The 23203-nt window shown below is 57.6% G+C and carries 20 protein-coding genes; 7 read left to right on the top strand and 13 right to left on the bottom strand.

The features are described from left to right. Nucleotides 1–23 precede the first annotated feature (23 nt). Together KORM41_RS00410 and KORM41_RS00405 are read left to right on the top strand one after the other, a co-directional pair. A complete protein-coding gene (locus KORM41_RS00410) occupies nucleotides 24–1634 on the top strand; it encodes an EAL domain-containing protein (RefSeq protein ID WP_068143247.1) in 1611 nt (536 codons plus the stop codon). 4 nt (nucleotides 1635–1638) lie between these two features. After that, nucleotides 1639–1851, top strand: a complete 213-nt coding sequence (locus KORM41_RS00405) for a hypothetical protein (protein ID WP_068143245.1) — start codon at nucleotides 1639–1641, stop codon at nucleotides 1849–1851. Here KORM41_RS00405 and KORM41_RS00400 read toward each other — a convergent pair. From KORM41_RS00400 to KORM41_RS00385, 4 genes are all read right to left on the bottom strand, one after another. Then, nucleotides 1848–2696: a hypothetical protein gene (locus KORM41_RS00400; RefSeq protein ID WP_231727043.1), complete on the bottom strand. Its 849-nt coding sequence runs from the start codon at nucleotides 2694–2696 to the stop codon at nucleotides 1848–1850. The genes KORM41_RS00405 and KORM41_RS00400 overlap by 4 nt on opposite strands. Nucleotides 2697–3032: 336 nt before the next feature. Continuing rightward, complete coding sequence (locus KORM41_RS00395; protein ID WP_068143241.1) at nucleotides 3033–4340, bottom strand: 2OG-Fe(II) oxygenase; 1308 nt, start codon at nucleotides 4338–4340, stop codon at nucleotides 3033–3035. Next, complete coding sequence (lepA, locus tag KORM41_RS00390; protein WP_068143239.1) at nucleotides 4341–6143, bottom strand: translation elongation factor 4; 1803 nt, start codon at nucleotides 6141–6143, stop codon at nucleotides 4341–4343. It lies immediately after the preceding gene. An 84-nt stretch (nucleotides 6144–6227) separates the two neighbouring features. Further along, a complete protein-coding gene (locus KORM41_RS00385) occupies nucleotides 6228–7220 on the bottom strand; it encodes a 2-hydroxyacid dehydrogenase (RefSeq protein WP_068143237.1) in 993 nt (330 codons plus the stop codon). 116 nt (nucleotides 7221–7336) lie between these two features. Between KORM41_RS00385 and KORM41_RS00380 the strand changes: the two genes are divergently transcribed. From KORM41_RS00380 to KORM41_RS00360, 5 genes are all read left to right on the top strand, one after another. Continuing rightward, nucleotides 7337–7852 (top strand): SH3 domain-containing protein, encoded by a 516-nt coding sequence (locus tag KORM41_RS00380; protein WP_068143235.1) that lies wholly within the window; start codon nucleotides 7337–7339, stop codon nucleotides 7850–7852. 157 nt (nucleotides 7853–8009) lie between these two features. Further along, nucleotides 8010–10025: a calcium-binding protein gene (locus KORM41_RS00375; RefSeq protein WP_068143232.1), complete on the top strand. Its 2016-nt coding sequence runs from the start codon at nucleotides 8010–8012 to the stop codon at nucleotides 10023–10025. Nucleotides 10026–10155: 130 nt separating this feature from the next. Beyond that, nucleotides 10156–11127 carry a bifunctional helix-turn-helix transcriptional regulator/GNAT family N-acetyltransferase gene (locus KORM41_RS00370; protein WP_068143230.1) on the top strand — a complete coding sequence of 324 codons (972 nt, stop codon included), beginning with the start codon at nucleotides 10156–10158 and terminating at the stop codon, nucleotides 11125–11127. Beyond that, the gene (locus KORM41_RS00365; protein ID WP_068143228.1) at nucleotides 11105–11602 is read left to right on the top strand and encodes a GNAT family N-acetyltransferase; all 498 of its coding nucleotides are present in this window, start codon (nucleotides 11105–11107) and stop codon (nucleotides 11600–11602) included. Before KORM41_RS00370 ends, KORM41_RS00365 begins: the two co-directional genes overlap by 23 nt. After that, the gene (locus KORM41_RS00360) at nucleotides 11599–12066 is read left to right on the top strand and encodes a GNAT family N-acetyltransferase (protein ID WP_068143226.1); all 468 of its coding nucleotides are present in this window, start codon (nucleotides 11599–11601) and stop codon (nucleotides 12064–12066) included. Before KORM41_RS00365 ends, KORM41_RS00360 begins: the two co-directional genes overlap by 4 nt. Here the strand turns inward: KORM41_RS00360 and KORM41_RS00355 are convergent. From KORM41_RS00355 to nusA, 9 genes are all read right to left on the bottom strand, one after another. Beyond that, nucleotides 12063–12527 carry a YybH family protein gene (locus KORM41_RS00355; RefSeq protein ID WP_068143225.1) on the bottom strand — a complete coding sequence of 155 codons (465 nt, stop codon included), beginning with the start codon at nucleotides 12525–12527 and terminating at the stop codon, nucleotides 12063–12065. The two genes, KORM41_RS00360 and KORM41_RS00355, sit on opposite strands and share 4 nt — an antisense overlap. A gap of 79 nt (nucleotides 12528–12606) precedes the next feature. Next, complete coding sequence (locus KORM41_RS00350; RefSeq protein ID WP_068143222.1) at nucleotides 12607–14001, bottom strand: NAD(P)H-dependent flavin oxidoreductase; 1395 nt, start codon at nucleotides 13999–14001, stop codon at nucleotides 12607–12609. A gap of 176 nt (nucleotides 14002–14177) precedes the next feature. Then, a complete protein-coding gene (gene pnp / locus KORM41_RS00345) occupies nucleotides 14178–16340 on the bottom strand; it encodes a polyribonucleotide nucleotidyltransferase (protein ID WP_068143220.1) in 2163 nt (720 codons plus the stop codon). Between the two features lie 213 nt (nucleotides 16341–16553). Continuing rightward, nucleotides 16554–16823, bottom strand: coding sequence for a 30S ribosomal protein S15 (gene rpsO / locus KORM41_RS00340; RefSeq protein ID WP_068143217.1), 270 nt, complete (start codon nucleotides 16821–16823; stop codon nucleotides 16554–16556). A 20-nt stretch (nucleotides 16824–16843) separates the two neighbouring features. After that, on the bottom strand, nucleotides 16844–17743 hold the full coding sequence (gene truB / locus KORM41_RS00335; protein WP_068143215.1) for a tRNA pseudouridine(55) synthase TruB: 900 nt from the start codon (nucleotides 17741–17743) through the stop codon (nucleotides 16844–16846). Between the two features lie 2 nt (nucleotides 17744–17745). Next, nucleotides 17746–18150, bottom strand: a complete 405-nt coding sequence (gene rbfA, locus KORM41_RS00330) for a 30S ribosome-binding factor RbfA (RefSeq protein WP_068143212.1) — start codon at nucleotides 18148–18150, stop codon at nucleotides 17746–17748. An 80-nt stretch (nucleotides 18151–18230) separates the two neighbouring features. Then, the gene (gene infB, locus KORM41_RS00325; protein WP_068143210.1) at nucleotides 18231–20867 is read right to left on the bottom strand and encodes a translation initiation factor IF-2; all 2637 of its coding nucleotides are present in this window, start codon (nucleotides 20865–20867) and stop codon (nucleotides 18231–18233) included. Between the two features lies 1 nt (nucleotide 20868). Further along, nucleotides 20869–21528: an RNA-binding protein gene (locus tag KORM41_RS00320; protein WP_269448940.1), complete on the bottom strand. Its 660-nt coding sequence runs from the start codon at nucleotides 21526–21528 to the stop codon at nucleotides 20869–20871. Between the two features lie 20 nt (nucleotides 21529–21548). Continuing rightward, nucleotides 21549–23195 (bottom strand): transcription termination factor NusA, encoded by a 1647-nt coding sequence (gene nusA / locus KORM41_RS00315; RefSeq protein WP_068144048.1) that lies wholly within the window; start codon nucleotides 23193–23195, stop codon nucleotides 21549–21551. Nucleotides 23196–23203: the final 8 nt, after the last annotated feature.

The following is a 23203-nucleotide window of genomic DNA, read 5'->3' as shown; positions in this document are numbered from 1 at the left end:
CTGCGACGCCAAACAGGAACGCTATGTCCGGCCCTATTGAAGAAATCAAAAAAGAACGTGAACGCTTCGTCGCCTTTGCTTTTGCCGCTGCCGAGATCTTTTTCGAGGTCAACGACAAAGGCAAGATCGTTTTCGAGGGTGGCGCCACAGAGCGCGTGGGCACAGACGCAGGCAGCCTGATTGGTGAACCGATCATCAACCAGATCGATGAAGACGACCGCGATGTCTATGCGGCGCTTCAACAACATCTGAACCACAAGGGTAGAATCGGTCCAATTCCGCTACGTTTCATCTCGCATGGTGGCCGCAGCCTGGCGCTTCGGCTGTTTGCGCTGAAGATGCCCGGCGATGACAGCCACACTTTCCTGGCGCTTCGGGCCGCGCCCCTGGGCGGCGGCGGTACGGACAATATGACCGATCCGGAAACCGGCCTCTTGCAGCGCGACAGCTTCATGGAACTGGCGGCGCGCACCATGAAAGACAACCCGGTCGGCAGCAATCTTTATATGACAGCTGTCGAAGTGGAAGGCATCGAGGATGCCAAGAAGAAGTTCGGCCCCAAATATATGCGGACGCTGCTCAAGCAGGTGGCCGCGCACCTCAAGACACTTTCGGTGGACGGCGAGATTGCCGGGCAGATCGGCGACAAGCATTTTGCTTTCCTGCACCGCACCAAATCGGACGGATCGCACCTGGGCAGCACCCTTGAGCATGTTGATGAAAACGTCACGCTGAAGACCGCCTATTCAACGGTGGCCTCCGACATCCCGAAAGAAGGCACCGAGGACCAGGTATTGAGGACCCTCACTTACGTGCTGAACCAGTTTGTAAAAGACCCGGGAGCAGTGGATTTCGAATCGCTATCCACGGCCTATGAAGATATGGCGTCCGAAGCCCAGCGCCGCGTGGTTGGCATGCGCCATATGATCGAGACAGGGACTTTCAAGATGGCATTCCAGCCGGTCTATTCGCTGTCGACGAACGAAGTGCATCACAATGAAGTGCTGAGCCGGTTCGACGACCGCATGGGCGACCAGAGCACGCTGGATATCATCCGCTTCGCCGAAGAAGTGGGTATCATCGAAGAGTTTGACATCGCCCTGTGCCACAAGGCGATCGACTATGTGAAGAAGATGAAGAAGCTGGGGAACCCGCTGACGCTTGCGGTCAACATCTCAGGGCGGACGCTGGACAACAGCCGCTATACTGACCAGCTGATGAAAGAATTTACCGCCGGCAAGGATGCCTCCCGCAATATCCTGGTGGAGCTGACCGAAACAGCCGCCATTGAGAATCTTGAGAAGGTTGAAGCCATCCTCAATGACCTGAAGGCCATGGACTACCGCATCTGCCTGGACGATTTCGGCGCAGGGGCGGCGGGCTACCAGTATCTGCGAGCCTTCAATGTGGACTATGTGAAGATTGACGGTTCCTATGTGGAAGACATGAACACACCGGGTTACCGGCCAACTTTCCTTCTGTCGATCGTGCGCCTGTGCAATGACCTTGGTGTCAAGACCATCGGCGAACACGTGGAAAACCGCTTCCAGGCAGACTTCCTGCGTTCGCTGGGAGTAGATTTCGCCCAAGGCTTCCATTTCGGCAAGCCCGATTTCTCACCGCAGACAGACTAGCATTATGTCAGTTAAAGAAACGATTATCGGCCTTGCAGCCTGCGTACTGGTTTGGGCCTTCGGCTTTTGGCGCGAAAAGAAACACGAGCTGGGCACGGTCTCCCTGGTGCCGCCTTTCTATATCCAGTTCCTTGGGATTGTAGGGTTCTTTGTCTTTGCCGCCCACCTGATCGCCATCACCACAGGGCTGGACTGGACCCCGCCTTTCCGGCGCTAGTCTTCCCGACGTCCGTCTTCTGGTTGTGCATCTGCCCCCAGAATCTCGACATTCATCAGTTGCGGGGCGCTGGTCTCAAACATCCTGAGACCAAGAGACCGATACATTGCCGCCCAGAAACGTGACCTGTAGAACCGACGTTTACCGCGCTTGCCACGGGCAATGAAAATACCTGACGGGTGCTTGTAGATATTGGCCGCAACGCGCGTGCTTTCCTTCAGCAGCATATCCTTGATATCGCTTGTGGCCTGAATCGTGTGCCGTGCCATGGGCTTGACCTTGCGCCGCTGCCGCTCCTTGGTGGTGCGGCGGCGCCACATCTTGAGCCACACCCCTGCAATCAATATGAAGATGGCCAGCAGAACCGCGAACATCGCCAGAATATACCAAAGGTTCAAGCCGTCCCCCAGTTGCAGGCGCTCAACGGTTTCGTCGATCGCCTGATCTGCCGTCAGGCGCGAATCGGATTCCATCTCACCCGAGGCCGAAAAGCTGTAGATCAACCCGTCGCGCCGGTCGAGCGCCCCAAGAATGCCGTTACCGCCATAAACTGCCACATAACCGTTCGACGCCACGGTCACCCCGTAAAGCGGGTCCCCACTGCATTTTGCCTTGATATCCAAGAGATTCGGGCGCGAAACAAAAACCTGATAGTCAGTCACCCGGGTACAGCGGAATCGGTACACCTGAATCACTTCGGCAAGCTTGAGCGCCACGGCCGCCGGGGGCGAGCCCCGGTTGACACCCACATAAATGTCATGTGCGAGCTGACGCGGATCGGCCCCATCGCCTTGTATCTGCGCGACGGCATGCGGAGCCAGCACAAGCGTGCCCACCAAAGACATTGTCAAAATGATCAACTGAATCAAACGCATACCAGACCTGCCGTTGTTATCAGGGCTTATTCAAAGTCATCTTCGGGCTACATGCAAGAGGAAGGCGCATCAATCGGAAAAAAGCTGCGTGCATAAAAAAGCGGAACCGCAATCGGGGGAGGACATGCGGTTCCGCGCGACACAGTCAGATCAAGGGAGCTATTAGGCTGTATCAGCACCCTCTTTATAGAATGAAGCCTGTTAACAACCGGTAAACAGAGTCTCGAAAAATCAAAAAGTTGGAATCTGGCGAAAAAATTTTTCGTTTGTCCCATATCAGGCCTATCAAGAAAAGAGCAAAAGTCCTTAAAATTGATAGCTTTTTTCCCTGATCCATTTGGAAGCGATCCACTTCACCCCAGCCGTCACAGGCGTGCTTTCATGCAGCGATTGTTCGTCAATTTCACCGTCTGCGAGTACATTCTGGAACACAATTGCGTCACCAACGCCGCCTTTGTGAGCGAATCCGGCGCGGACAAAACTTGTGCTGCCACCCTCATAACCGTCATTCAGGTAAATCAGTACCGTCTTTGGCCGCTGGCCGCTGCGCTCAAGTTCCGCATTCTGGCCGTCAGCACCCGGGACCAGGCAGTCATAGTGCGGGCCGTAGTACATGCCGGGTTGATAGTAAAGCACGCTCAGCATCTCACCATGGTCAGGCGCAACACCTGCGGCGGCGCACATGCGCGCCCCGATGGCATGCAGAACAAGGTCCAGGTCTGCGGGCCAGAAGGTCATATTGTAGGAATGGCGGTATGGATCGGCGCGCAGCTCGCCCGAGTTCGGGTCCACCACCCGCGCGGGCGCAAGGCTTGGCGCGGACGAGGCGATGATATGCTCGCACAGGCTCGGCCCGATAAGGCCGGGTACCGTTTCCACATGCGGGCGATCCAGTTCCACTTTTGCCTGCGGGCGCGCAAGCGCTTCTGGCGCAGTCGCGAGGTCAGACAGGATATCTTCCGGAATTTTCGGCAGCTCCGTTGGCTCAGGCAGCGCCGCGGCAGTGGCGCCTTCAAAGCGCACCAGAAGGTTGCCGGCAAGCGGGTGGCCAAGCTGGCGCCCTTGCATTGTCCACTGTTTGGCAAGCCCGGCTTCAATGGTGCCGTCCCCCTTCAGGTGACGGCTGACAAGCTGCATGGCTGCGATAATATTACCGCGGGTTGCAGCCGCCAAAAGAAGCGCTGTATTGAGGTCATCTTCAAATCCATATAGCTCGCGCAACAGCGCCAGCTCCGCCAATGCGAGCATATGGCCCTTGCGTGCACCGGTAACCAGAAGCGCCACAGCCGCCGGCCAATCCGCATCACAGCCATGGCCCATGGCCTTCAACACAGACAGCAGCCGCATGGACGCTTCGTGATCCTTGGCCGCAGCCTGGGCTAGAACCTGAACGGCGTGGCTGACATCGCGGTCAACCATATGGCCCGAGAGCATGAAGTTCGAAAGCGTGAACCGGGCATCAAGGTGACCAGCGGTCGCGGCCTGGCGCAGCATTTTGATCGCGGCGTCTTTCTGGCCTTCGCCAGACAGGTAGGCTGCCATCTTATATTGGGCGTCAGCGTCACCCGCCTTTGCTTGAGCCGCGAGCTTCTGGATATCGATGCCTTCAACCACCTAGTTTTCCCGCATCTTGAGCGCAGCGATAAAGGCGTTGTGCGGGATTTCCACTTTCCCGTACATGCGCATCTTCGCCTTACCCTTCTTCTGCTTTTCCAGAAGCTTTTTCTTACGGGTAACGTCACCGCCGTAACATTTGGCCGTCACGTCCTTACGCATGGCAGAGATGGTCTCGCGGGCAATCACCTTGCCGCCAATAGCCGCCTGGATCGGAATTTTAAAGAGCTGGCGCGGGATCAGGTCCTTCAGGCGCTCACAAAGCGCCCGGCCCCGACCTTCAGCCTGGCTGCGGTGAACCAGCATCGAAAGCGCGTCCACTGGCTCGCCGTTCACCAGGATCGACATTTTCACCAGGTCGGATTGCTCATAGCCGTATAGGTCATAGTCAAAGCTCGCGTAGCCGCGACTGACGGACTTCAGCCGATCATAGAAATCATAGACCACTTCGTTAAGCGGCAGGCGGTATTTCAGCATCGCGCGTGTGCCGGCGTATGTCAGGTCTTCCTGGATGCCGCGCTTGTCTTCACAGAGCTTCAGCACAGCACCCAAGTGCTCATCCGGCACCAGAATGGTGGCGTTGATCCAGGGCTCTTCGATATGGTCGATGCGCACCACATCCGGCATGTCGGCCGGGTTGTGCAGCTCTACCATTGTGCCGTCGGTCTTATGGATCTTGTAAATCACGCTCGGGCTGGTGGTGATCAGCTCAAGGTCGAATTCCCTGAGCAGGCGTTCCTGAATGATCTCCAGATGCAGCATGCCAAGGAAGCCACAGCGGAACCCGAAACCGAGCGCCGCGGACGATTCCATCTCGAACTCAAAGCTGGCGTCGTTGAGCCTGAGTTTCTGCAGGGCGTCGCGCAGGCGTTCGAACTCACTTGTATCAGCCGGGAACAGGCCACAGAATACGACCGACCGGCTGGGCTGGAAGCCCGGCAGGGCTTCAGTGCACGGCCTGGCGACATCGGTGATGGTATCACCCACATGGGTGTCGGCCACTTCCTTGATCGACGCTGTGATAAAGCCCACTTCGCCGGGGCCGAGCTCCGGCACGATTACGCCCTTGGGCGTAAACACACCAACACGCTCGATCTTGTGTTCGGCATCTGCCGCCATCATCTTGATGGTCTGGCCCTTCTTGATCTTGCCGTCGATCACACGCACCAGCACCATCACACCCAGATAGGCGTCGTACCAGCTGTCCACCAGCATGGCCTTCAGCGGCGCGTTTGGGTCACCTTCTGGGGCTGGCAGCTTTGTTACAATAGCTTCAAGCACATCGTCGATACCGATGCCGGATTTGGCGGAACATTCAACGGCCTCCGTGGCATCAATGCCGATCACGTCCTCGATCTGCTGGCGCACGCGGTCAGGTTCCGCGGCAGGCAGGTCAATCTTGTTCAGGACCGGCACGATCTCGTGATCATTCTCGATGGCCTGATAAACATTCGCCAGCGTCTGGGCTTCAACGCCCTGACTGGCGTCCACCACCAGGATAGAGCCCTCGCACGCGGCCAGGCAGCGGCTGACTTCATAGGCAAAGTCAACGTGGCCGGGTGTATCCATCAGGTTCAGGGTATAATTCTGGCCGTCCTTGGCCTTATATTCCAGCCGCACGGTCTGCGCCTTGATGGTGATGCCGCGCTCGCGCTCGATATCCATCGAATCGAGAATCTGCGACTTCATTTCCCGGTCGGTCAGCGCGCCGGTATTCTGTATCAGGCGGTCAGCAAGCGTGGACTTGCCGTGGTCAATGTGCGCAATGATCGAAAAATTGCGGATATTCTTCTGGTCGGTCATAACCGTTTCTAACTCATACTGTGACTGTTGTTGGCCCCGATGGGCAACGACCGCACATCAGGTGCGGTCGACATTGTTTCTATTTTAGCTCGGGATTACCCGATCTGGCGGCCGGTGGCCGTCTGCGTAGGCGCGGATATTGATCAGCACCTTCTCGCCCATGGCCATGCGGGCCTCAACGGTTGCTGAGCCCATGTGCGGCAAGAGCACAACATTGTCGAGCTCCAGCAGCTTCGGGTTGATCTCGGGTTCCTGTTCGAACACGTCAAGGCCAGCGCCTGCAATACGTCCCACCTCAATCAGGTCCGCCAAAGCTTCCTCGTCAATGATCTCACCGCGGGCGGTGTTGATGATCACGGCGTGCGGCTGCAGCTTTTTCATGCGTGTGCGGTCCAGAAGGTGGTGGGTTTTATCTGTCAGCGGACAGTTGACAGACACGAAATCCATCCGGCTGAGCATCTCATCCAGATCATCCCAATATGTCGCTTCAAGTTCCGCTTCCACGTCTTCCGGCAGGCGCGTGCGCTTATGATAGTGCACAGCCATGTTGAAGGCCTTGGCACGACGGGCAATCGCAGAGCCGATTCGGCCCATGCCGATAATGCCAAGACGTTTGCCCTGTATGCGGTGCCCCATCAGGAAGGTGGGCGTCCAGCCGGTCCATTCACCTGCACGCAGGATTTTTTCGCCTTCGAAAAGGCGGCGTGGCACGGACAAAAGCAGCGCCATGGCAAGGTCTGCCGTGTCTTCCGTCAGCACGCCCGGCGTGTTGGTTACCACAATGCCTTTTTCATGCGCTGCCTTGGTGTCAATATGGTTCACACCGGCACCGAAGTTGGCGATCATCTTCAGGTTCTTGCCTGCCGCCGCAATGACTTCCGCATCTACATTGTCGGTCACCGTCGGCACCAGAACGTCCGCCGTCTGCACAGCCTTCATGAGGCCTTCCTTGCCAAGCGGCTTGTCCGCGAGATTGAGCTGCACATCAAAAAGCTCCGCCATGCGGGTTTCGATATTGTCCGGCAACTTGCGCGTGACGACAACCTTGGTACGCTGCCGGTTTCCTTTTTGAGCCATGGGCCTTCATTACCTTTTTCAGAACCACGAGACAGAGAGCTTGCCTCAGACCATGCGCATCTAGTACCAGAAGGTGGAGGCCAGTTCAAACGCCAAGCGACGGGGAAAGGGGTGTAATGCTGCGCTTTTTGTCGATTTTGATACTTTTCAGCGGGATTCTGTCGCAATCCCTGCCTACACACGCCCAAACGGCAAGTGAAACGCCACGCGTCGGTGAAAGCGGTCAGCCCTTGCCGCGGCTGATCTCGCTCGCCGCCAGCAAGGCTTTCATGCGCACCGGCCCCGGTCGCCAGTACCCGATCCTGTGGGTCTATGAGCGCACCCGGTTGCCGCTGGAGGTGATCGACGAGCACCGCGCCTGGCGCAAGGTACGCGACCATGAGGGCACGACCGGATGGATGCATGTGTCGCTTCTGTCGTCCCGCCGGACAGCCATGATCATCGGCACCACCCGCAAACTCTATGAAGACCCGAGCCCCGCGTCCCCCGCGCGCCTGATCGCCGACGCAGGCGTGATCGGAGAAGTGCAGGCCTGTGACGGAATCTGGTGCCGGCTGGAAATAGATGGCACGGAAGGCTGGATCGAACGGCGGTACCTTTGGGGCGTTTACGAGCGCGAAATCATTGATTGACCCTAGGGCCTCCGATCCCTGAAAATTCTACATAAATTTTACAACACTTATAAATTAAGTGTTTGTAATATTTGACGTTTTCTTAATTGCCCACCTACAAGATGTGCCTTCAGGCAAAAACATAGCCGCCTAAACAGGCACATAGTAGGAGGCACACGTGATCACATCTATTACCCCAACGTCACCGTTGGCGGCCAGCACTGCTGGCATTTCCCCAAAAGCACATGACGACGAAAATGATGTCAGTGATGAGACAATCGAAGCCCTTAAGGCCGAACATGAAGCCCAGTGGGAAGAACTAGAGGCCCGGCAGGAACAGGAACATGCTGACCTCGACGCCCAATGGAATGAGGCCATCAATGCCCTTGAGGCCGAACATGCGGCCGAGTGGGACGCCCTGTACGAAGAAAAGCACGCCGCGCTCGAGGCACTAGCCGCCGAACAGGAAACGGAAACCACGGCGCTTGCAGAAGAGCATGAGGCAGCAATGCTTACCCTCAAGGAGCAGCTGGACGCAGCCTATGACGCGCTTGATGCTGCCCTGTTCGCAGAATGGGAAGCCCTTGAGGCACAACTGGCTGACGAATGGGCCGCAGCCGAGGCGGCAGGCACCGCCGATGATGCCCTCGAAGAAGAACAGAACGCCCTGAGGGCCGCTCAGGAAGAAGACCATGCAGCCCAACTGGCTGAGTTCGAGGCAGACTATGAGGCGACTATCGCTGATCTTGCCGCAGCTCAGGAAGAGGAATGGAATGCCCTTGAAGAGGCGCATGAAGCCGAATGGGATGCCCTTGAAGGTGACCTACATGGCCGGATTGATGCCCTAGACGAAGAACAGAATGCAGAATGGGAAGCGCTGGAAGAAGCCAAGGAGGCGGACTATCAGGCGCTGGAGGAAGCCCACGAAGCCGAACGCGACGCCCTTGAAGCTGCGCAGGACGCAGAATGGGAAGAAGTCGTGGGCGATGGAGACGACGGGGATGACGGGGGTGACGACCGCGTCAAGGGCAGCCAGGATGACGACACCATGGCTGGCGGCAGTGGCGACGATACGCTGTCCGGCTTCAACGGCAACGACACCATTGATGGTGGCGACGGCGACGACTTCATCTGGGCCGGGTCTGACGCCAACGGTAATGACAAGGCCTATGGTGGCCAGGGTGACGACATTATCGGTGGTGGCGGCGGCCATGATTTTCTGATCGGTGATGGCGACGGCGCCGATGACGTGGAAGGCGACGACACCCTCTTTGGCGGTGCCGGAGACGACACAATCGTCGGCGGTTCATGGGTTGACCTGAACCAGAACGGCATCGTCGATATAGATGACTTCCTGCCTGATGACAGCGGCCCAGGCGCCAATGACGACGGCGGTGCCAACGACGACGGTGGTGCCAATGATGACGGCGGTGCCAACCACGACGGTGGTGCCAATGACGACGGTGGTGCCAATGATGACGGCGGCTCCAATGATGACGGTGGCGCCAATGATGACGGCGGTGCCAATGATGACGGCGGTGCCAATGATGACGGCGGTGCCAACGACGATGGCAACGACACAATTGATGGCGGCGACGACACCGTCGACGGCAACACAGGTGACAGCATCTGGTCCGGTATCGGCGACGACAAACTGTTCGGCGGCAGCGGCAGCGACATCATGGGCGCAGGCGTGGGTGACGACACGCTCTATGGCCTCGCCGGCGATGACCTGCTGTTCAGCGGCCAGACCGGTGACGACATGATCGACGGCGGGGCTGGTGACGACACAGTCTATGCCAGCATGGGTGATGACACCATCATCGGCGGAGACGGCGACGATGTGCTGTTCGGCGGCAACCAGAACGACCTGATCGAGGGCGGCGCCGGTGATGACCAGCTATTCGGCGGCAAGGACAGCGACACGCTGGCTGGCGGCGAAGGCAACGACACGCTCTATGGCGGCAAAGCCAATGGCAGCGAACGCTTTGTCTTTGAAGAAAACGCAGGTGACGATGTCATCTACGGTTTCGATGGAGACGATGACGTGCTGGACTTCACTGGGGCGGGTGTCACCTTCAACGACATCACGGCCGAAGCGACAGACGGCGGGCTCCTAATCTCCTGGTCGGGTGGCACCCTGCTGCTGGCTGGCGTGGATGACCCGATAGACAGTAGCTGGTTCGATTTCTAGAGCCTGGACTTCCCACGACCAAGCGCTCGCTGGCCGCCCTTCGGGGCGGCTTTTTTTTGCGTTTCCGCCCTCTTGACGCAATTACATAAGAACTTATATAATTTCTTACATCACAGTAAGGAACGGGCCCATGAGCATTCCCAATGAAATTTTTTTCGAGCTTGGCGTTGGCACCCGCATGCGCCGCCTTCAGGAGCAACTGACCGCCGACGCCGACCGCATCTATGAAGAGGCTGGACTGAAGTTCCGGGTCAGCTATTTCTATGCCATGTATGCGCTTTCTGAATACGGCAGCATGCCCATTGGCGAGATAGCGCGCCTGGCGGGTTTTTCCCACTCTGCTGTCAGCCAGACAGTCAAGCGCATGGCGGGCGAAGGGCTCGTGGAAACCACAGCCATGGATGATGGTCGCCAAAAGTGCGTGCAACTGACCGCCGCGGGCCAGGCCATGGTAGATGAAGCGCGCCCCATTTGGCAGGACCTTGAGGCCGTCAACACCGAAGCCGGCGCTTCCAAACTATTGGCGGGCATTGACGCCATGGAAGCCACCTATGCCGACAAGAGCCTGTATGAGCGGGTCAAGGAACGCCAGGCCGCACGCCAGAAAACCGTGCCGGAATTTGAACTGGTGCCCTATGACATCCGCTTCAAACAGGCCTTCTATGACCTCAACGCCTGGTGGGTGGAGAAATACTTCAAAATGGAGCCCATTGACGAGACTGTCCTGTCTGATCCGGAGACGCATATCCTTGCGAAAGGCGGTGAGATCTATTTCACCCTGATCGGCGGCAAGCCTGTTGGCGCCGTTGCCATGAAGCTGCAGTCCCCTGGGGTTTATGAACTGACAAAGCTGGGGGTGGACCCCAACGTGCAGCAGGGCGGCATGGGCCGCGCGCTGTGCGAAAAGGTGATCGAACGCTTTCAGGCGCGGGGCGGCAAAACGCTTTACTTGGAAACCAACACCAAGCTTGAACCGGCAATCAGGCTTTATGAAAAACTAGGTTTTGTGGAACTGACCCCCAGTGAGCCCAGTCCCTATGAGCGGGCCAACCATTATATGGAATGGAAAGGACGCCCGAATGACCGCATCGCTGCCGAATAATGCGCGGAACGGCATTCGCATTGTGCCCTACAGACCAGGCTACAAGCAGGCTTTCCATGACCTGAACATGGCGTGGCTGGAAAAGTATTTCACGGTCGAGCCCGTGCATCGGCACGCGCTTGAAAACCCGGAAAGCGAGATCATTGAGGGCGGCGGCGAGATTTTCTTCGCCGTGCGCGGGGATGACGTTCTGGGTACGGTCGCGATCCGCGCGGACGGGGGCGGCGTTTATGAACTGACAAAGCTTGGCGTAGACCCATCGGCACAGGGCCTCGGGCTGGGCCGCCTTTTGTGCGAGGCGGTCATCGACCATTTCTGCGTCATGGGCGGCACGCGCCTTTATCTTGAAACACACACCAAGCTTGTGCCCGCCATGCGGCTTTATGAAACGCTGAACTTCACCCTGATGGACAAGCCCGAAGACGCACACTATCAGGGGACAGACTGCTATATGGAATGGACTGGCCAGCAATGACAAAAACAACCGAAACCCGCGTCACAACAGCGGAGAGCGCCGAAGACATCGCGGCCGTCAAAGCCATCTTTCGGGCATTCGTTGAGTTCCTGCCCATCAATCTGGACTTCCAGGGCATTGAAGCCGAAATGGCGCGGTTCCCGGAAGGCTATGTGCTTCTGTTGATCGCCAAGAAGGGGGACGTACCCATTGGCGCCGTGGCACTGAAGGAACACAGCGCAGACGTGTGCGAGATGAAACGGCTTTATGTTCTGCCTGAAGGCCAGGGCACGGGCGCCGGGCGGCGGCTGTGCGAAGAACTTCTCACGCAAGCAAAAGCGCTGGGCTACAAGACCATGCTGCTGGATAGCCTGAAACGCCTTGAGGCTGCCGTAGCGCTATATGGCAAGCTCGGCTTCACCGAGATCGAGCCCTATAACTTCAACCCGGAAGACGATGTGGTTTATATGTCGAAGCCGCTTTAGTCGGCTTCTTCAACGGGACTGGACGTCCAGATCAACGCCTCGATCTTCCAGTCCCCACCCAGGCGGCGGGCAACCATCATCTGCGTGCCCTGCGTTGAGGTGGTTTCTCCGTCCCATTTGAAGGACAGCGCGAAGTTCCCATAAAGATACGCCAGCCCGCCGGACACTTCGACCCGCTCAACAGACTGGTCATAGGCCAGAACCCTGGTTGGCGGCGCGTCAGCGGGGAACCAGAAATCCCGGATCTGCTGATGGGTGCCCAACAAGGGCATACCCTGCGGCATGACGGCGGCGCGCGGTGTCAAAAGCGCCATAATGTCAGGCTGCACCGTACTGTCATTCCTGAGCCAGATTTGCCGGTAACTTTCATAAAGGTCGACAACCTCTTGCCGGTCATCTGCTGACGCGGGCACTGCGGAAAAGATCAGCAAAATCCAAAGGGATAAAATCAGTCGCATCATTTGGTCCTCCTCCCGGCATGCTGCCCATAAAAAAGGGCGGCGACAAGCCACCCTTTTTCAAATTCATGTGTTGCGCGTACTAATCGCCAGAAACGATACGGTCCATCAACTGCTTCACACTTGGGATAAAGCCGTTCGAATAGAATGGATCGGACCCGAAACGAAACGCGTTATGCCCCGCGAACACGAGATTATCGTCCACGCTGCCGTCGTGGGCCACATCCTCAAGCGTCTTCTGGATGCAGAAGCTGCGTGGGTCCGCGAGGCGGCCTGTGGAATTCTTCTCATTCGTGGCCCACGAAGAGAAGCGGCACTGGCTCAGGCAGCCAACACAGTCGGCCTGGTCCTTGCGGATTTCTGCACACTTTTCAGGCGTGACGAAAATCAGGCTCCCGTCAGGGGTTTTCATCGCGCGCTCAAAGCCTTCAGCCATCCAGGCGCGGGCTTTGCCTTCATCAGCGCGGCGCACGATATAGGTCTTGCGCTCAACCACCAGCTCGGTATCGAACTCCTCGTCCTTTTCCGTGCGGAAGTCGATCTGATGCTCGTTCCGCTGCACCAGCTCACCAATGAAGCTGTTCTTGAGTGCGCTTGAGAAAAAGCCGGTCGGGCTGAAATTCTGCAACAGCACATCGCCAGGCTTCAGGCTCAGGAGCTTCTTTTTCCAGCTGTCGGAAATCGGGCTCTCTTTGGTCACCAGCGGGCGCGTGCCGAACTGGAACATGATTGGGCCGATTTCCTTGTTATCGATCCAGTCTTTCCATTCCTTCAGGTTCCACACGCCACCGGCCATGATGATCGGCACATGGTCAAGCCCCAGCTTGCGCATGATGGCGCGCAGCTCAACAACCCGCGGGTATGGATCACCCGGCTTGTTGGGGTCTTCGGCGTTCGAGAGGCCATTATGGCCGCCCGCAAGCCACGGATCTTCATACACAACGCCGCCAAGGCGCTCTGCGAAATTCTTGTATGCGCGCTTCCACAACAGGCCAAAGGCCCGGCCGGAAGACACGATCGGATAATAATGGGCGCCATATTTGGCGGTCAGTTCACCCAGCTTGAAGGGCATGCCAGCACCACTGGTCACGCCGTGGATCATGCCTTTGGTTTTCTCGAGCACTTCGTGCAGGATACGCTGCGCGCTGCCGACTTCCCAAAGCATGTTGATATTGATAAGGCCTTCGCCGCGCGACAGTTCCCATGCCTTGCGCACCTGGTCGATGGTGCCCTTAATGGAATATTGGACCATCTCTTCATGGCGGTCCTTGCGCGTGCGGCCCAGATATTCATGGGGCTCGATATTGCCGTGCGCGTCATACTGATCTGCGATCACAGCGGAAATTGTGCCGATGCCACCGGCTGCGGCCCACGGGCCCGAACTGGCACCTGTTGAAATGGCAACGCCTTTACCGCCTTCGATCAGGGGCAGAACCTCTTTGCCGCCAACGCGGATGCTATTCAAACTGAAACTCATCAAACTCTCCCAAAACCCCAGCCCGTTCAGCCATCTGTCGCATAAAACGAACCTTCCTAAAGGGGTGAAACCGGCGTGATGGTACCATACGCCGGTTTCAAATCAATTAAGCAGTTCTTCAAATGAAGAAAAGCCCCCCATGCACAAAAAGCACGAGGGGCTTTGCTCAGAATTGCTTAGTCGCGGCGGCCGCCCTTTTTAGGGGACTCTTTTGGTGGACGCGCATCCGGGTTTTCTTCACCCGTTTCCTGGTTCACCATCCGCATCGACAGGCGGACCTTGCCGCGGCCATCGATCTCAAGGCACTTCACGTATACTTCGTCACCTTCGTTCACAACGTCGGTCACTTTTTCCACGCGCTCTTCAACAAGCTCAGAGATGTGCACGAGGCCATCGCGGCTGCCCATGAAGTTCACGAATGCGCCGAAGTCCATGATGCGAACAACCTTGCCTTTGTAGATCGCGCCTACTTCAGGCTCAGCAACGATGCCGTTGATCCACGCTTTCGCAGCTTCAATTTCGGAAGCCACGGAAGAGGCAATCTTGATCGTGCCATCGTCTTCGATGTTCACTTTCGCGCCAGTCACTTCAACGATCTCGCGGATCACTTTACCGCCCGTGCCGATCACTTCGCGGATCTTGTCCACTGGGATCTTCATGGTCTCAATGCGTGGTGCGTGCTCGGAAAGTTCCGTACGCGCGCCAGTGAGCGCCTTGTTCATCTCGTCAAGGATGTGGGCACGACCGCCTGCAGCCTGTGCAAGAGCCTTTTCCATGATTTCCTTGGTGATACCGGTGATCTTGATGTCCATCTGCAGCGCAGTCACACCTTTGTCAGTACCGGCCACTTTGAAGTCCATGTCGCCGAGGTGGTCTTCGTCACCCAGGATGTCAGAGAGAACAGCGAAATCGTCGCCCTCTTTGATCAGGCCCATGGCGATACCGGAAACCGGACGGCTGATTGGCACACCTGCGTCCATCATGGCGAGAGCTGCACCACACACGGTCGCCATGGAGCTTGAACCGTTGGATTCAGTGATCTCGGATACCAGACGGATGGTGTAAGGGAAGGCTTCGGCTTCCGGCAGTACAGCGCGAACAGCGCGGTAAGCCAGCTTGCCGTGGCCCACTTCACGACGGCCTGTAAAGCCAACGCGGCCACACTCGCCCACAGAGAATGGTGGGAAGTTATAGTGCAGCATGAAGTTGGAGCGCCAGCTGCCCTCAAGCGCGTCGATGATCTGCTCATCTTCGCCGGTGCCCAGGGTTGCAACAACAAGTGCCTGCGTTTCACCGCGGGTGAAAAGCGCGGAACCGTGGCTGCGTGGCAGAACGCCAACTTCAGACATGATCGACCGAACGTCCGCGAGGCCGCGACCGTCGATACGCTTGCCTGTTTCCAGGATGTTGCCGCGAACGATCTTGCTCTCAAGCTTTTTGGTCAGGTCACCAACCATCTGCTCGGTCAGCTCTTCATTGGCTTCAAGAACAGGGGCTACTGCTTCAGCGATCTTCGCTTTCGCTTCGCTGATTTTAGCAACGCGGTCCTGCTTGGTCGTGATCTCGTAAGCGGCGCGCAGGTCAGCTTCACCAGCGTCTGCGATGGCTTTCACCAGATCATCCTTGTTCGGGCCTTCAGCCAGTTCCCAAGGATCTTTCGCAGCAACTTCAGCAAGCTCGATGATCGCGTCGATTACTTTTTGCTGCTCGTCATGACCGAAAGTCACAGCGCCCAGCATCACTTCTTCGGAAAGCTCTTTTGCTTCAGACTCAACCATCAGAACAGCGTCTTTGGTGCCTGCAACAACGAGCTCAAGCTCGGATTCCTTAACTTCTTCAAGCGTTGGGTTAAGGATGTATTCGCCGTCCTTGTAGCCGACTTTCGCACCGGCAATCGGGCCAAAGAATGGCAGACCGGAAAGCGTGAGAGCGGCGGAAGCGCCGATCATGGCAACGATATCGCTATCGTTTTCCAGGTCGTGGCTCAGAACCGTACAGATCACCTGAACTTCGTTTTTGAAGCCCGATGGGAACAGTGGACGGATCGGACGGTCGATCAGGCGGCTCACAAGCGTTTCTTTTTCGCTTGGGCGGCCTTCCCGCTTGAAGAAGCCGCCAGGGATCTTACCGGCAGCGTAGAATTTCTCGATATAGTTTACGGTCAGTGGGAAAAAGTCCTGACCTGGCTTCTGAGACTTGGCACCAACAACGGTACACAGCACTTCAGTGTCGCCATATTTGGCCATTACGGCCCCGTCAGCTTGTCTAGCTACATGACCGGTTTCCAGAGAGAGGGTACGGCCACCCCATTCGATTTCTTTGCGATGAATATTGAACATTTTCTAACCTTTCAGCAGCTGCCCGGGTATCGCACTACACTGCCGGACAACTTCGGCGCCTTCCCTATGAAGACGCCCCGCTTAAATAAAAATCCCAGGCCTCCCGGATTAGAAGCCAAGGTGTGTCTTCTTGTCGCTTTCAGGGGAAATTCGAAACGGAAGCCCCAAAAGCGAAGAAGGCCGGTTCCCTTGAACCGGCCTCCCCGAACTGAATTACTTCCGAAGACCCAGACGACCGATGAGCGTCGTGTAACGCTCGGCGTCCTGGCCTTTAAGATAGTCCAGCAGCTTGCGGCGCTGGTTTACCATCTTGATCAGACCGCGACGGGAATGGTGATCCCCTTTGTGGTCTTTGAAGTGTTCGGTCAAAGTAGCAATACGCGAGGAAAGAATTGCAACCTGCACCTCAGGGGAGCCGGTGTCGCCTTCTTTGGTAGCGTATTCTTTGATCAGTTCTTGTTTCCGTTCAGCAGTAATCGACATCGTCTTCTCCTACAAAAAAGTTACATATTGAAGACCCGCAAGGAGCGAATAGTGCCATGGGTGTTTTCAGCGACCGCCAGCGGCACGTCGCCGTCCATCAACACAAGCGTTCCTTGCTTGATCTCAGGCCTGAGGAGGGTCATGCCGCATCTGATGCGTTTCGCTTCCTCATCCGTCACGGCAACCGCCGGGATGTCGTCCAGCGCTGTCGTAATCGGACTTACATAGTCCTGAGCGGGCGCACTATGGCCCAACTCCTCCAGTTTTTCCAGTGAAATCGCGTCTTTAAGACCAAAGGGGCCAACGCGAAGGCGCCTCAGCGCCACCACATGGCCGCAGCTGCCCACAGCACGCGCGATATCGCGCGCCAGCGAGCGCACATAGGTGCCCTTGCCGCAGGTCACGTGAAAAGCTGCCTCACCCTTATCCAGATCGAAAGACACAAGGCTAAGCTCTTGAATTTCAACAGGTCTTGCCTTCAGCTCCACCAGTTCTCCGTCGCGCGCCAGCTTATAGGCACGCTGGCCATCCACCTTGATGGCGCTATAGGCCGGGGGGATTTGCTCAATCGAACCGGTAAAGCGCGGCAGAACCTCAAGAATTTCGTCTTCAGCCGGGATACGGCCGCCGGATTCGATAATTTCGCCTTCAAGGTCGTCCGAATCGGTCGCGGTGCCGAATTTCACGGTAAACGCATACTCTTTCGAGGCGTCCACGATGAAAGGCATGGTTTTGGTGGCTTCCCCAAGCCCGATGGGCAGGACGCCGCTGGCGAGCGGGTCCAGCGTACCACCATGGCCCACCTTCTGCGCCTTGGTCAGGAATTTCACCTTGCCGACAACGCCCGAGCTTGTGATGCCGAGCGGCTTGTCGATCACCAGCCAGCCGTCAACCTTGATGCCCTTCTTGCGCCGGGCCACGCCTACTCTTCCTCGTCCTTGTGGTCGAGGTCGCGGGTCACGCGCGGATCACGGAGTAGCGCGTCGATATGGCTGGCTTCGTCGAAGCTTTCGTCCAGCTTGAACTTGAGCCGCGGCATATATTTCATATGCACGACCTTGCTCATTTCACCGCGGATGAAAGCGCTGTTACGGTTCAGGGCCTTGGTGATCTTCAGCTCAGGGTCGCCGCCAAGCGGCATCACGAACACCGTGGCGTTCCTGAGGTCCGGGCTTACACGCACTTCCGATACCGTCACGGATGCGCGGACCAGGTCAGGGTCCTGCACGTCACCGCGGGTCAGGATCGCGGAGATGGCGTGGCGCACGTTTTCGCCCACACGCAACAGGCGCAGGCTTGGCTCGCCGGAATGAGAAGACTTAGACATCGATAGTTCCTTAAAACAGCGGAGGGCGGCCCCAACAGGCCACCCCTCCAAACACTCTTAACGGGCTGCTGGTCGCAGGCTTAAAGCTTGCGCTCCATTTCCTCCAGCTCGTAAACCTCGAGAACGTCACCAGCCTTGAAGTCATGGTAATTCTCGAACGTCAGGCCACATTCCTGGCCCGCGCGAACTTCTTTCACATCATCCTTGAAGCGGCGCAGGTTCTCGATCTGGCCTTCGTAGATGATCACATCGTCACGCAGGATACGGGCCTTGAGGTCGTTGCGGATCGAGCCTTCGACCACGAAACAGCCTGCAGCCTTGCCGGCCTTGCCAGCCTGGAAGGCTTCGCGGATTTCCGCCTGACCAATCACATTCTCTTTGTACTCCGGACCCAGCTGACCAGCCATCGCCGCTTTCACGTCGTCGATCAGGTCATAGATCACGGAATAATATTTGATGGTGATGCCTTCGGCTTCGGCTGCTTCGCGCGCCTGTTTGTTCGGGCGTACGTTGAAGCCGATAACCAGCGCGTGGCTGGCCTGGGCAAGCGTGATATCGGATTCGGTGATACCACCCACAGCACCGTGAATAACACGGCACTGGATGTCGTCGTTGCCGGCTTTTTCAAGCGCCTGGGTAATGGCTTCCACCGAGCCCTGCACGTCGCCCTTGATGACAACTTCGAACGTCTGCAGGCCTTCGTTTTCCTTCATCTGCGTGAAGATGCTCTCCAGCGTCTTCGGCGCAGCGGCAGCAGCCTGGCGTTTCTTGCGGTTCTGGTCCTGGCGATAAGACGTCACCTCACGGGCACGGCTTTCGTTGTCCACCACTGCGAACTCGTCACCAGCGTCTGGTGTGCCGTTCAGGCCAAGCACTTCCACCGGCACACTTGGGCCGGCTTCCTGTACCTGATCACCCTTGTCGTTAATCAGCGCGCGTACCCGGCCCCATTCAGCACCGGCCACGAAGATGTCACCCACACGGAGCGTACCGCGCTGTACCAGAACCGTGGCAACAGGGCCGCGGCCTTTATCAAGCTTGGCTTCAACAACCACACCTTCAGCCGACCGGTTCGGGTTGGCTTTCAGTTCGAGAATTTCAGCCTGCAGGGCGATGGCTTCTTTCAGTTTGTCGAGGCCGTCGCCGGTTTTGGCGGACACTTCAACTTCCTGAACGTCACCCGAGAAGCTCTCGGTCACCACTTCATGCTGCAGCAGTTCATTGCGCACGCGATCAGGGTTCGCGCCTTCACGGTCCATCTTGTTGATGGCCACGATGATCGGAACCTCAGCCGCTTTGGCGTGGTTGATGGCTTCAATGGTTTGCGGCATCACGCCGTCGTCAGCAGCCACCACCAGGATCACGATATCGGTCGCACTTGCACCGCGTGCCCGCATCTGGGTAAAGGCGGCGTGGCCAGGTGTGTCGAGGAAGGTGATTTTGCTGTCATTCACGCTAACCTGATAGGCACCGATATGCTGAGTGATGCCACCGGCTTCGCCCGACACAACATTGGCTTTACGGAGCGCATCAAGAAGCGAGGTCTTACCATGGTCAACGTGGCCCATAACGGTCACGATTGGCGCACGCGGCAGCAGTTCGCCCTCTTGGTCCTCACCGCCGGTGAGGCCGATTTCGACGTCAGCGTCAGAAACGCGCTTCGGCGTGTGGCCCATTTCCTGAACCACCAGCTCGGCGGTATCCTGGTCCAGAACCTGATTGATGGTTGCCATCACGCCAAGGCCCATCAGAACCTTGATCACGGCAACGGCTTTTTCAGCCATCCGGTTCGCCAGTTCCTGAACGGTAATTGCTTCAGGGATAGTTACTTCGCGAGCCTGGCGCGTTTGCTGCTGGCCACCGCCCATCTCGGCCTGACGTTTCTTGGCTTGTGCCCGCTTGTAAGCTGCGAGCGAACGCTGGCGTTCACCGTCACCCATGGCGCTTGAGATGGTCAGGCGGCCACCCTTGCGGCGGTCGTCGCCACGGCCACGGCCACGCTGGTTGCGATCATCGCCGCCCGGGCCTGCCTTGCGTTCCTTGCCGCGCTTCTGCTTGCCTTTGCGCGCATCGTCATCGCCACCAGCAGCCTGACGGGCTTCGCTTGCTTTCTTAAGCTGCACAGCGCGGGCTTCAAGTTCAGCTTTCTTGCGGGCTTCCGCTTCAGCCTTTTCCTTAACCTTCAGCTCTTCTTCAGCTTTCTTGGCGGCATCCGCTTCTGCCTTCTTCGCAGCTTCGGCAGCTTTCTTCTTCTTCGCGTCCTCTTCGGCGCGGGCACGGGCGTCAGCCTCGTCATCGTGCGCGGCCTCTGCCGCCGCAGCTTCCGCAGCTTCACGCTTCTTGCGCTCGGCGGCCTCCGCAGCTTCACGGGCTTCGCGCTCGGCTTTTGCTTTGGCTTCTTCTTCAGCGCGTTTTTGCGCTTCCTCAAGAGCCTTCAGGCGGGTTTCGTGCTCGGTATTTGAAAGCTTACCTGCACCTTCGCCTGCTGGTTTTTTCGGAACGTAAGTCTTTTGCTGCGGCTTTGGTGCCGCCGGCGTTGCCTCAGGGGCTGCGGCATCGGTCGCGCCCTTCTTGAGGATACGCTTCTTCTTGCGCTCAACAACGACTGCCTTGCTACGCCCATGGCTGAAGCTTTGACGAACTTGGCCGGTCTCAACCCCCTTACCTACGCCAAGGGTGCCGCGTCCAGACAGTGTCAGTTTCTTTTCGTCAGTCATACTAATCTTCGTTCCTCTGCCCTTCATCATGAGAGGGCGCTTCACTGATCAGCGGGCCTAGCCCGCGCATTCCATAAAGCCGACCAAAATCGACCTTAAGCCTGTCCGTGCCGCCGCTTTCCATCAGCAGCACATGTACCACATTTTCCCGACCGAGCGCACCTGAGAGCGCTTCACGGTCAAAGATAGCCACTTCCGGCACGTCCGTGCCAACTGCGGCCTTGATCTTTCGCCGACCATCCTCGGCGCCGTCTGTCGCAGTCACCAGAAGCGCCGGCTTGCCGGTGCCTTTCTTGGTAAGCGCGGCCTTGATCTTGTCAAAGCCTGTTACCAGGTGGCCTGCGCGTTGTTCCAGACCCATGCGGTCCAGACAGCGGCGCTCAAGCAAGCGGTCGATCGTCGCACCAAGGTCCTGGGGCACCGCACTTTTCTGCACTTGTGCCTTCAGGGACCGGCTGGCCGCTTTTGCAAGCTGGCCACTTTCGACCGCCTGGTCGATCATTGCCCGGTCAGCGGTAATCCACATACCGCGCCCGGGCAACCGGGCTGCCACGTCCGGCACCAAAGTGCCATCGGGGCTTACCATCAGCCTGACCAGAGTGTCCTCGGATGCAGGCTGCATCGTTAGTATACACCGCCGTTCGCGCATTTTCTGCTCCAACCTGCGGCGCTGAGGAGACCTTAGGCCTCCTCGCCTTTAGTTTCTTCCGCCGCTTCTTCTGCGACTTCTTCTGCTGCTTCTTCAGCTTCAGCAGCCTCTTCGGAAGCTTCCTCAGCTTCCTCAGCGCCACCAAATGCTTCTTCAGCAGAAATCCAGCCAAGAACAACGCGGGCAGACATGATCATGTCGCTTGCTTCTTCTTCGGTCAGACCGAAGTCGCGCAGGATGCCGTCTTCCTTGCTTGTCAGCTCATCCGCTGCACAGCCTGCGAAGTCCTCAAGGGTTTTAACCTCGTCTTCACCCAGCTTCACAAGCATCTGCGGCGTCAGACCTTCAACGTCGGCCAGATCGTCAGAAACGCCCATCTCGATCCGCTTCTCGTCTGCAGCACGTGCTTCGGCTTCCAGGAAGTCGCTCGCGCGGCGCTGAAGCTCAGCAACCAGATCGTCGTCGAAGCCTTCAACGGCCAGAAGCTCTTCAGGCTCAACGTAGGCGATCTCTTCCACTTCGGTGAAGCCTTCAGCCACCAGAAGGTGTGCCAGCGTATCGTCCACATCCAGGGCTTCAACAAAGCGCTTGGATTGGGTCATGAATTCTTCCTGGCGGCGTTCGCTTTCTTCCGCTTCGGTCATGATGTCAATGGTCCAGCCCGTGAGCTGCGATGCCAGGCGCACGTTCTGGCCACGACGGCCGATCGCGAGCGACAGCTGATCGTCAGGCACAACCACCTCAACGCGGGAGCGCTCTTCGTCCAGAACCACCTTGGACACTTCCGCAGGCTGCAGCGCGTTCACGATGAAGGACGCCACATCAGGGGACCAAGGAATAATGTCGATCTTCTCGCCCTGCAGTTCGTTCACAACGGCCTGCACACGGCTACCGCGCATACCAACGCAGGCGCCAACAGGGTCTATGCCCGGGTCGTTGGAGATCACGGCGATCTTCGCACGGCTGCCCGGATCACGGGCCACGGAGCGAATCTCGATAATGCCATCATAGATCTCCGGCACTTCCTGTGCAAACAGGGCTGCCATGAATTCCGGCTTGGTGCGGGACATGAAGATCTGCGGGCCACGGTTTTCGCGGCGCACTTCATAGATGTAACCGCGGATACGTTCGTTCTGGCGGATATGCTCGCGCGGGATCACCTGGTCGCGGCGCATGATGGCTTCCGCGCGGCCCAGATCCACAATCACGTTGCCATATTCAACGCGCTTGACGACGCCGGTGATGGTTTCACCCACCCGGTCCTTAAACTCGTCATACTGGCGCTGGCGCTCGGCGTCGCGCACCTTCTGCACAATCACCTGCTTGGCGGTTTGGGCTGCGATACGACCGAAATCCATTGGCGGCAGGCTGGACGCCAGATAATCGCCGATCTCGGCGTCCGGCTTGTCTTCCTTGGCATCTTCCAGGCTGATTTCCACAGCAGGGTTTTCAACCTCCTCGACAACCTCGAGAACGCGGAACAGGCGAATGTCGCCAGTGTTCTTGTCGATCTGCGCCCGGATTTCGTTTTCAGCGCCATAGCGGGAACGAGCCGCCTTTTGGATCGCTTCTTCCATGGCCTCAAGAACGATGTCCTTGTCGATCGCTTTTTCACGTGCCACGAGATCTGCGATCTGCAGCAATTCCAACCTGTTTGCACTGACAGCAGCAGCCATCATCTTTACTC

Source organism: Kordiimonas lipolytica (assembly GCF_001550065.1).
Note: the sequence above shows the minus strand (reverse complement) of the source record. Positions and strands in the feature narration are given on the sequence as shown.

Coding starts and splice junctions, on each gene's coding strand:
- KORM41_RS00410 (WP_068143247.1), top strand. CDS start 24: ATGTCCGGCCCTATTGAAGAAATCAAAAAAGAACGTGAACGCTTCGTC.
- KORM41_RS00405 (WP_068143245.1), top strand. CDS start 1,639: ATGTCAGTTAAAGAAACGATTATCGGCCTTGCAGCCTGCGTACTGGTT.
- KORM41_RS00400 (WP_231727043.1), bottom strand. CDS start 2,696: ATGTCTTTGGTGGGCACGCTTGTGCTGGCTCCGCATGCCGTCGCGCAG.
- lepA (WP_068143239.1), bottom strand. CDS start 6,143: ATGACCGACCAGAAGAATATCCGCAATTTTTCGATCATTGCGCACATT.
- KORM41_RS00385 (WP_068143237.1), bottom strand. CDS start 7,220: ATGGCTCAAAAAGGAAACCGGCAGCGTACCAAGGTTGTCGTCACGCGC.
- KORM41_RS00380 (WP_068143235.1), top strand. CDS start 7,337: ATGCTGCGCTTTTTGTCGATTTTGATACTTTTCAGCGGGATTCTGTCG.
- KORM41_RS00370 (WP_068143230.1), top strand. CDS start 10,156: ATGAGCATTCCCAATGAAATTTTTTTCGAGCTTGGCGTTGGCACCCGC.
- KORM41_RS00365 (WP_068143228.1), top strand. CDS start 11,105: ATGACCGCATCGCTGCCGAATAATGCGCGGAACGGCATTCGCATTGTG.
- KORM41_RS00360 (WP_068143226.1), top strand. CDS start 11,599: ATGACAAAAACAACCGAAACCCGCGTCACAACAGCGGAGAGCGCCGAA.
- KORM41_RS00355 (WP_068143225.1), bottom strand. CDS start 12,527: ATGATGCGACTGATTTTATCCCTTTGGATTTTGCTGATCTTTTCCGCA.
- KORM41_RS00350 (WP_068143222.1), bottom strand. CDS start 14,001: ATGAGTTTCAGTTTGAATAGCATCCGCGTTGGCGGCAAAGAGGTTCTG.
- pnp (WP_068143220.1), bottom strand. CDS start 16,340: ATGTTCAATATTCATCGCAAAGAAATCGAATGGGGTGGCCGTACCCTC.
- rpsO (WP_068143217.1), bottom strand. CDS start 16,823: ATGTCGATTACTGCTGAACGGAAACAAGAACTGATCAAAGAATACGCT.
- rbfA (WP_068143212.1), bottom strand. CDS start 18,150: ATGTCTAAGTCTTCTCATTCCGGCGAGCCAAGCCTGCGCCTGTTGCGT.
- infB (WP_068143210.1), bottom strand. CDS start 20,867: ATGACTGACGAAAAGAAACTGACACTGTCTGGACGCGGCACCCTTGGC.
- nusA (WP_068144048.1), bottom strand. CDS start 23,195: ATGATGGCTGCTGCTGTCAGTGCAAACAGGTTGGAATTGCTGCAGATC.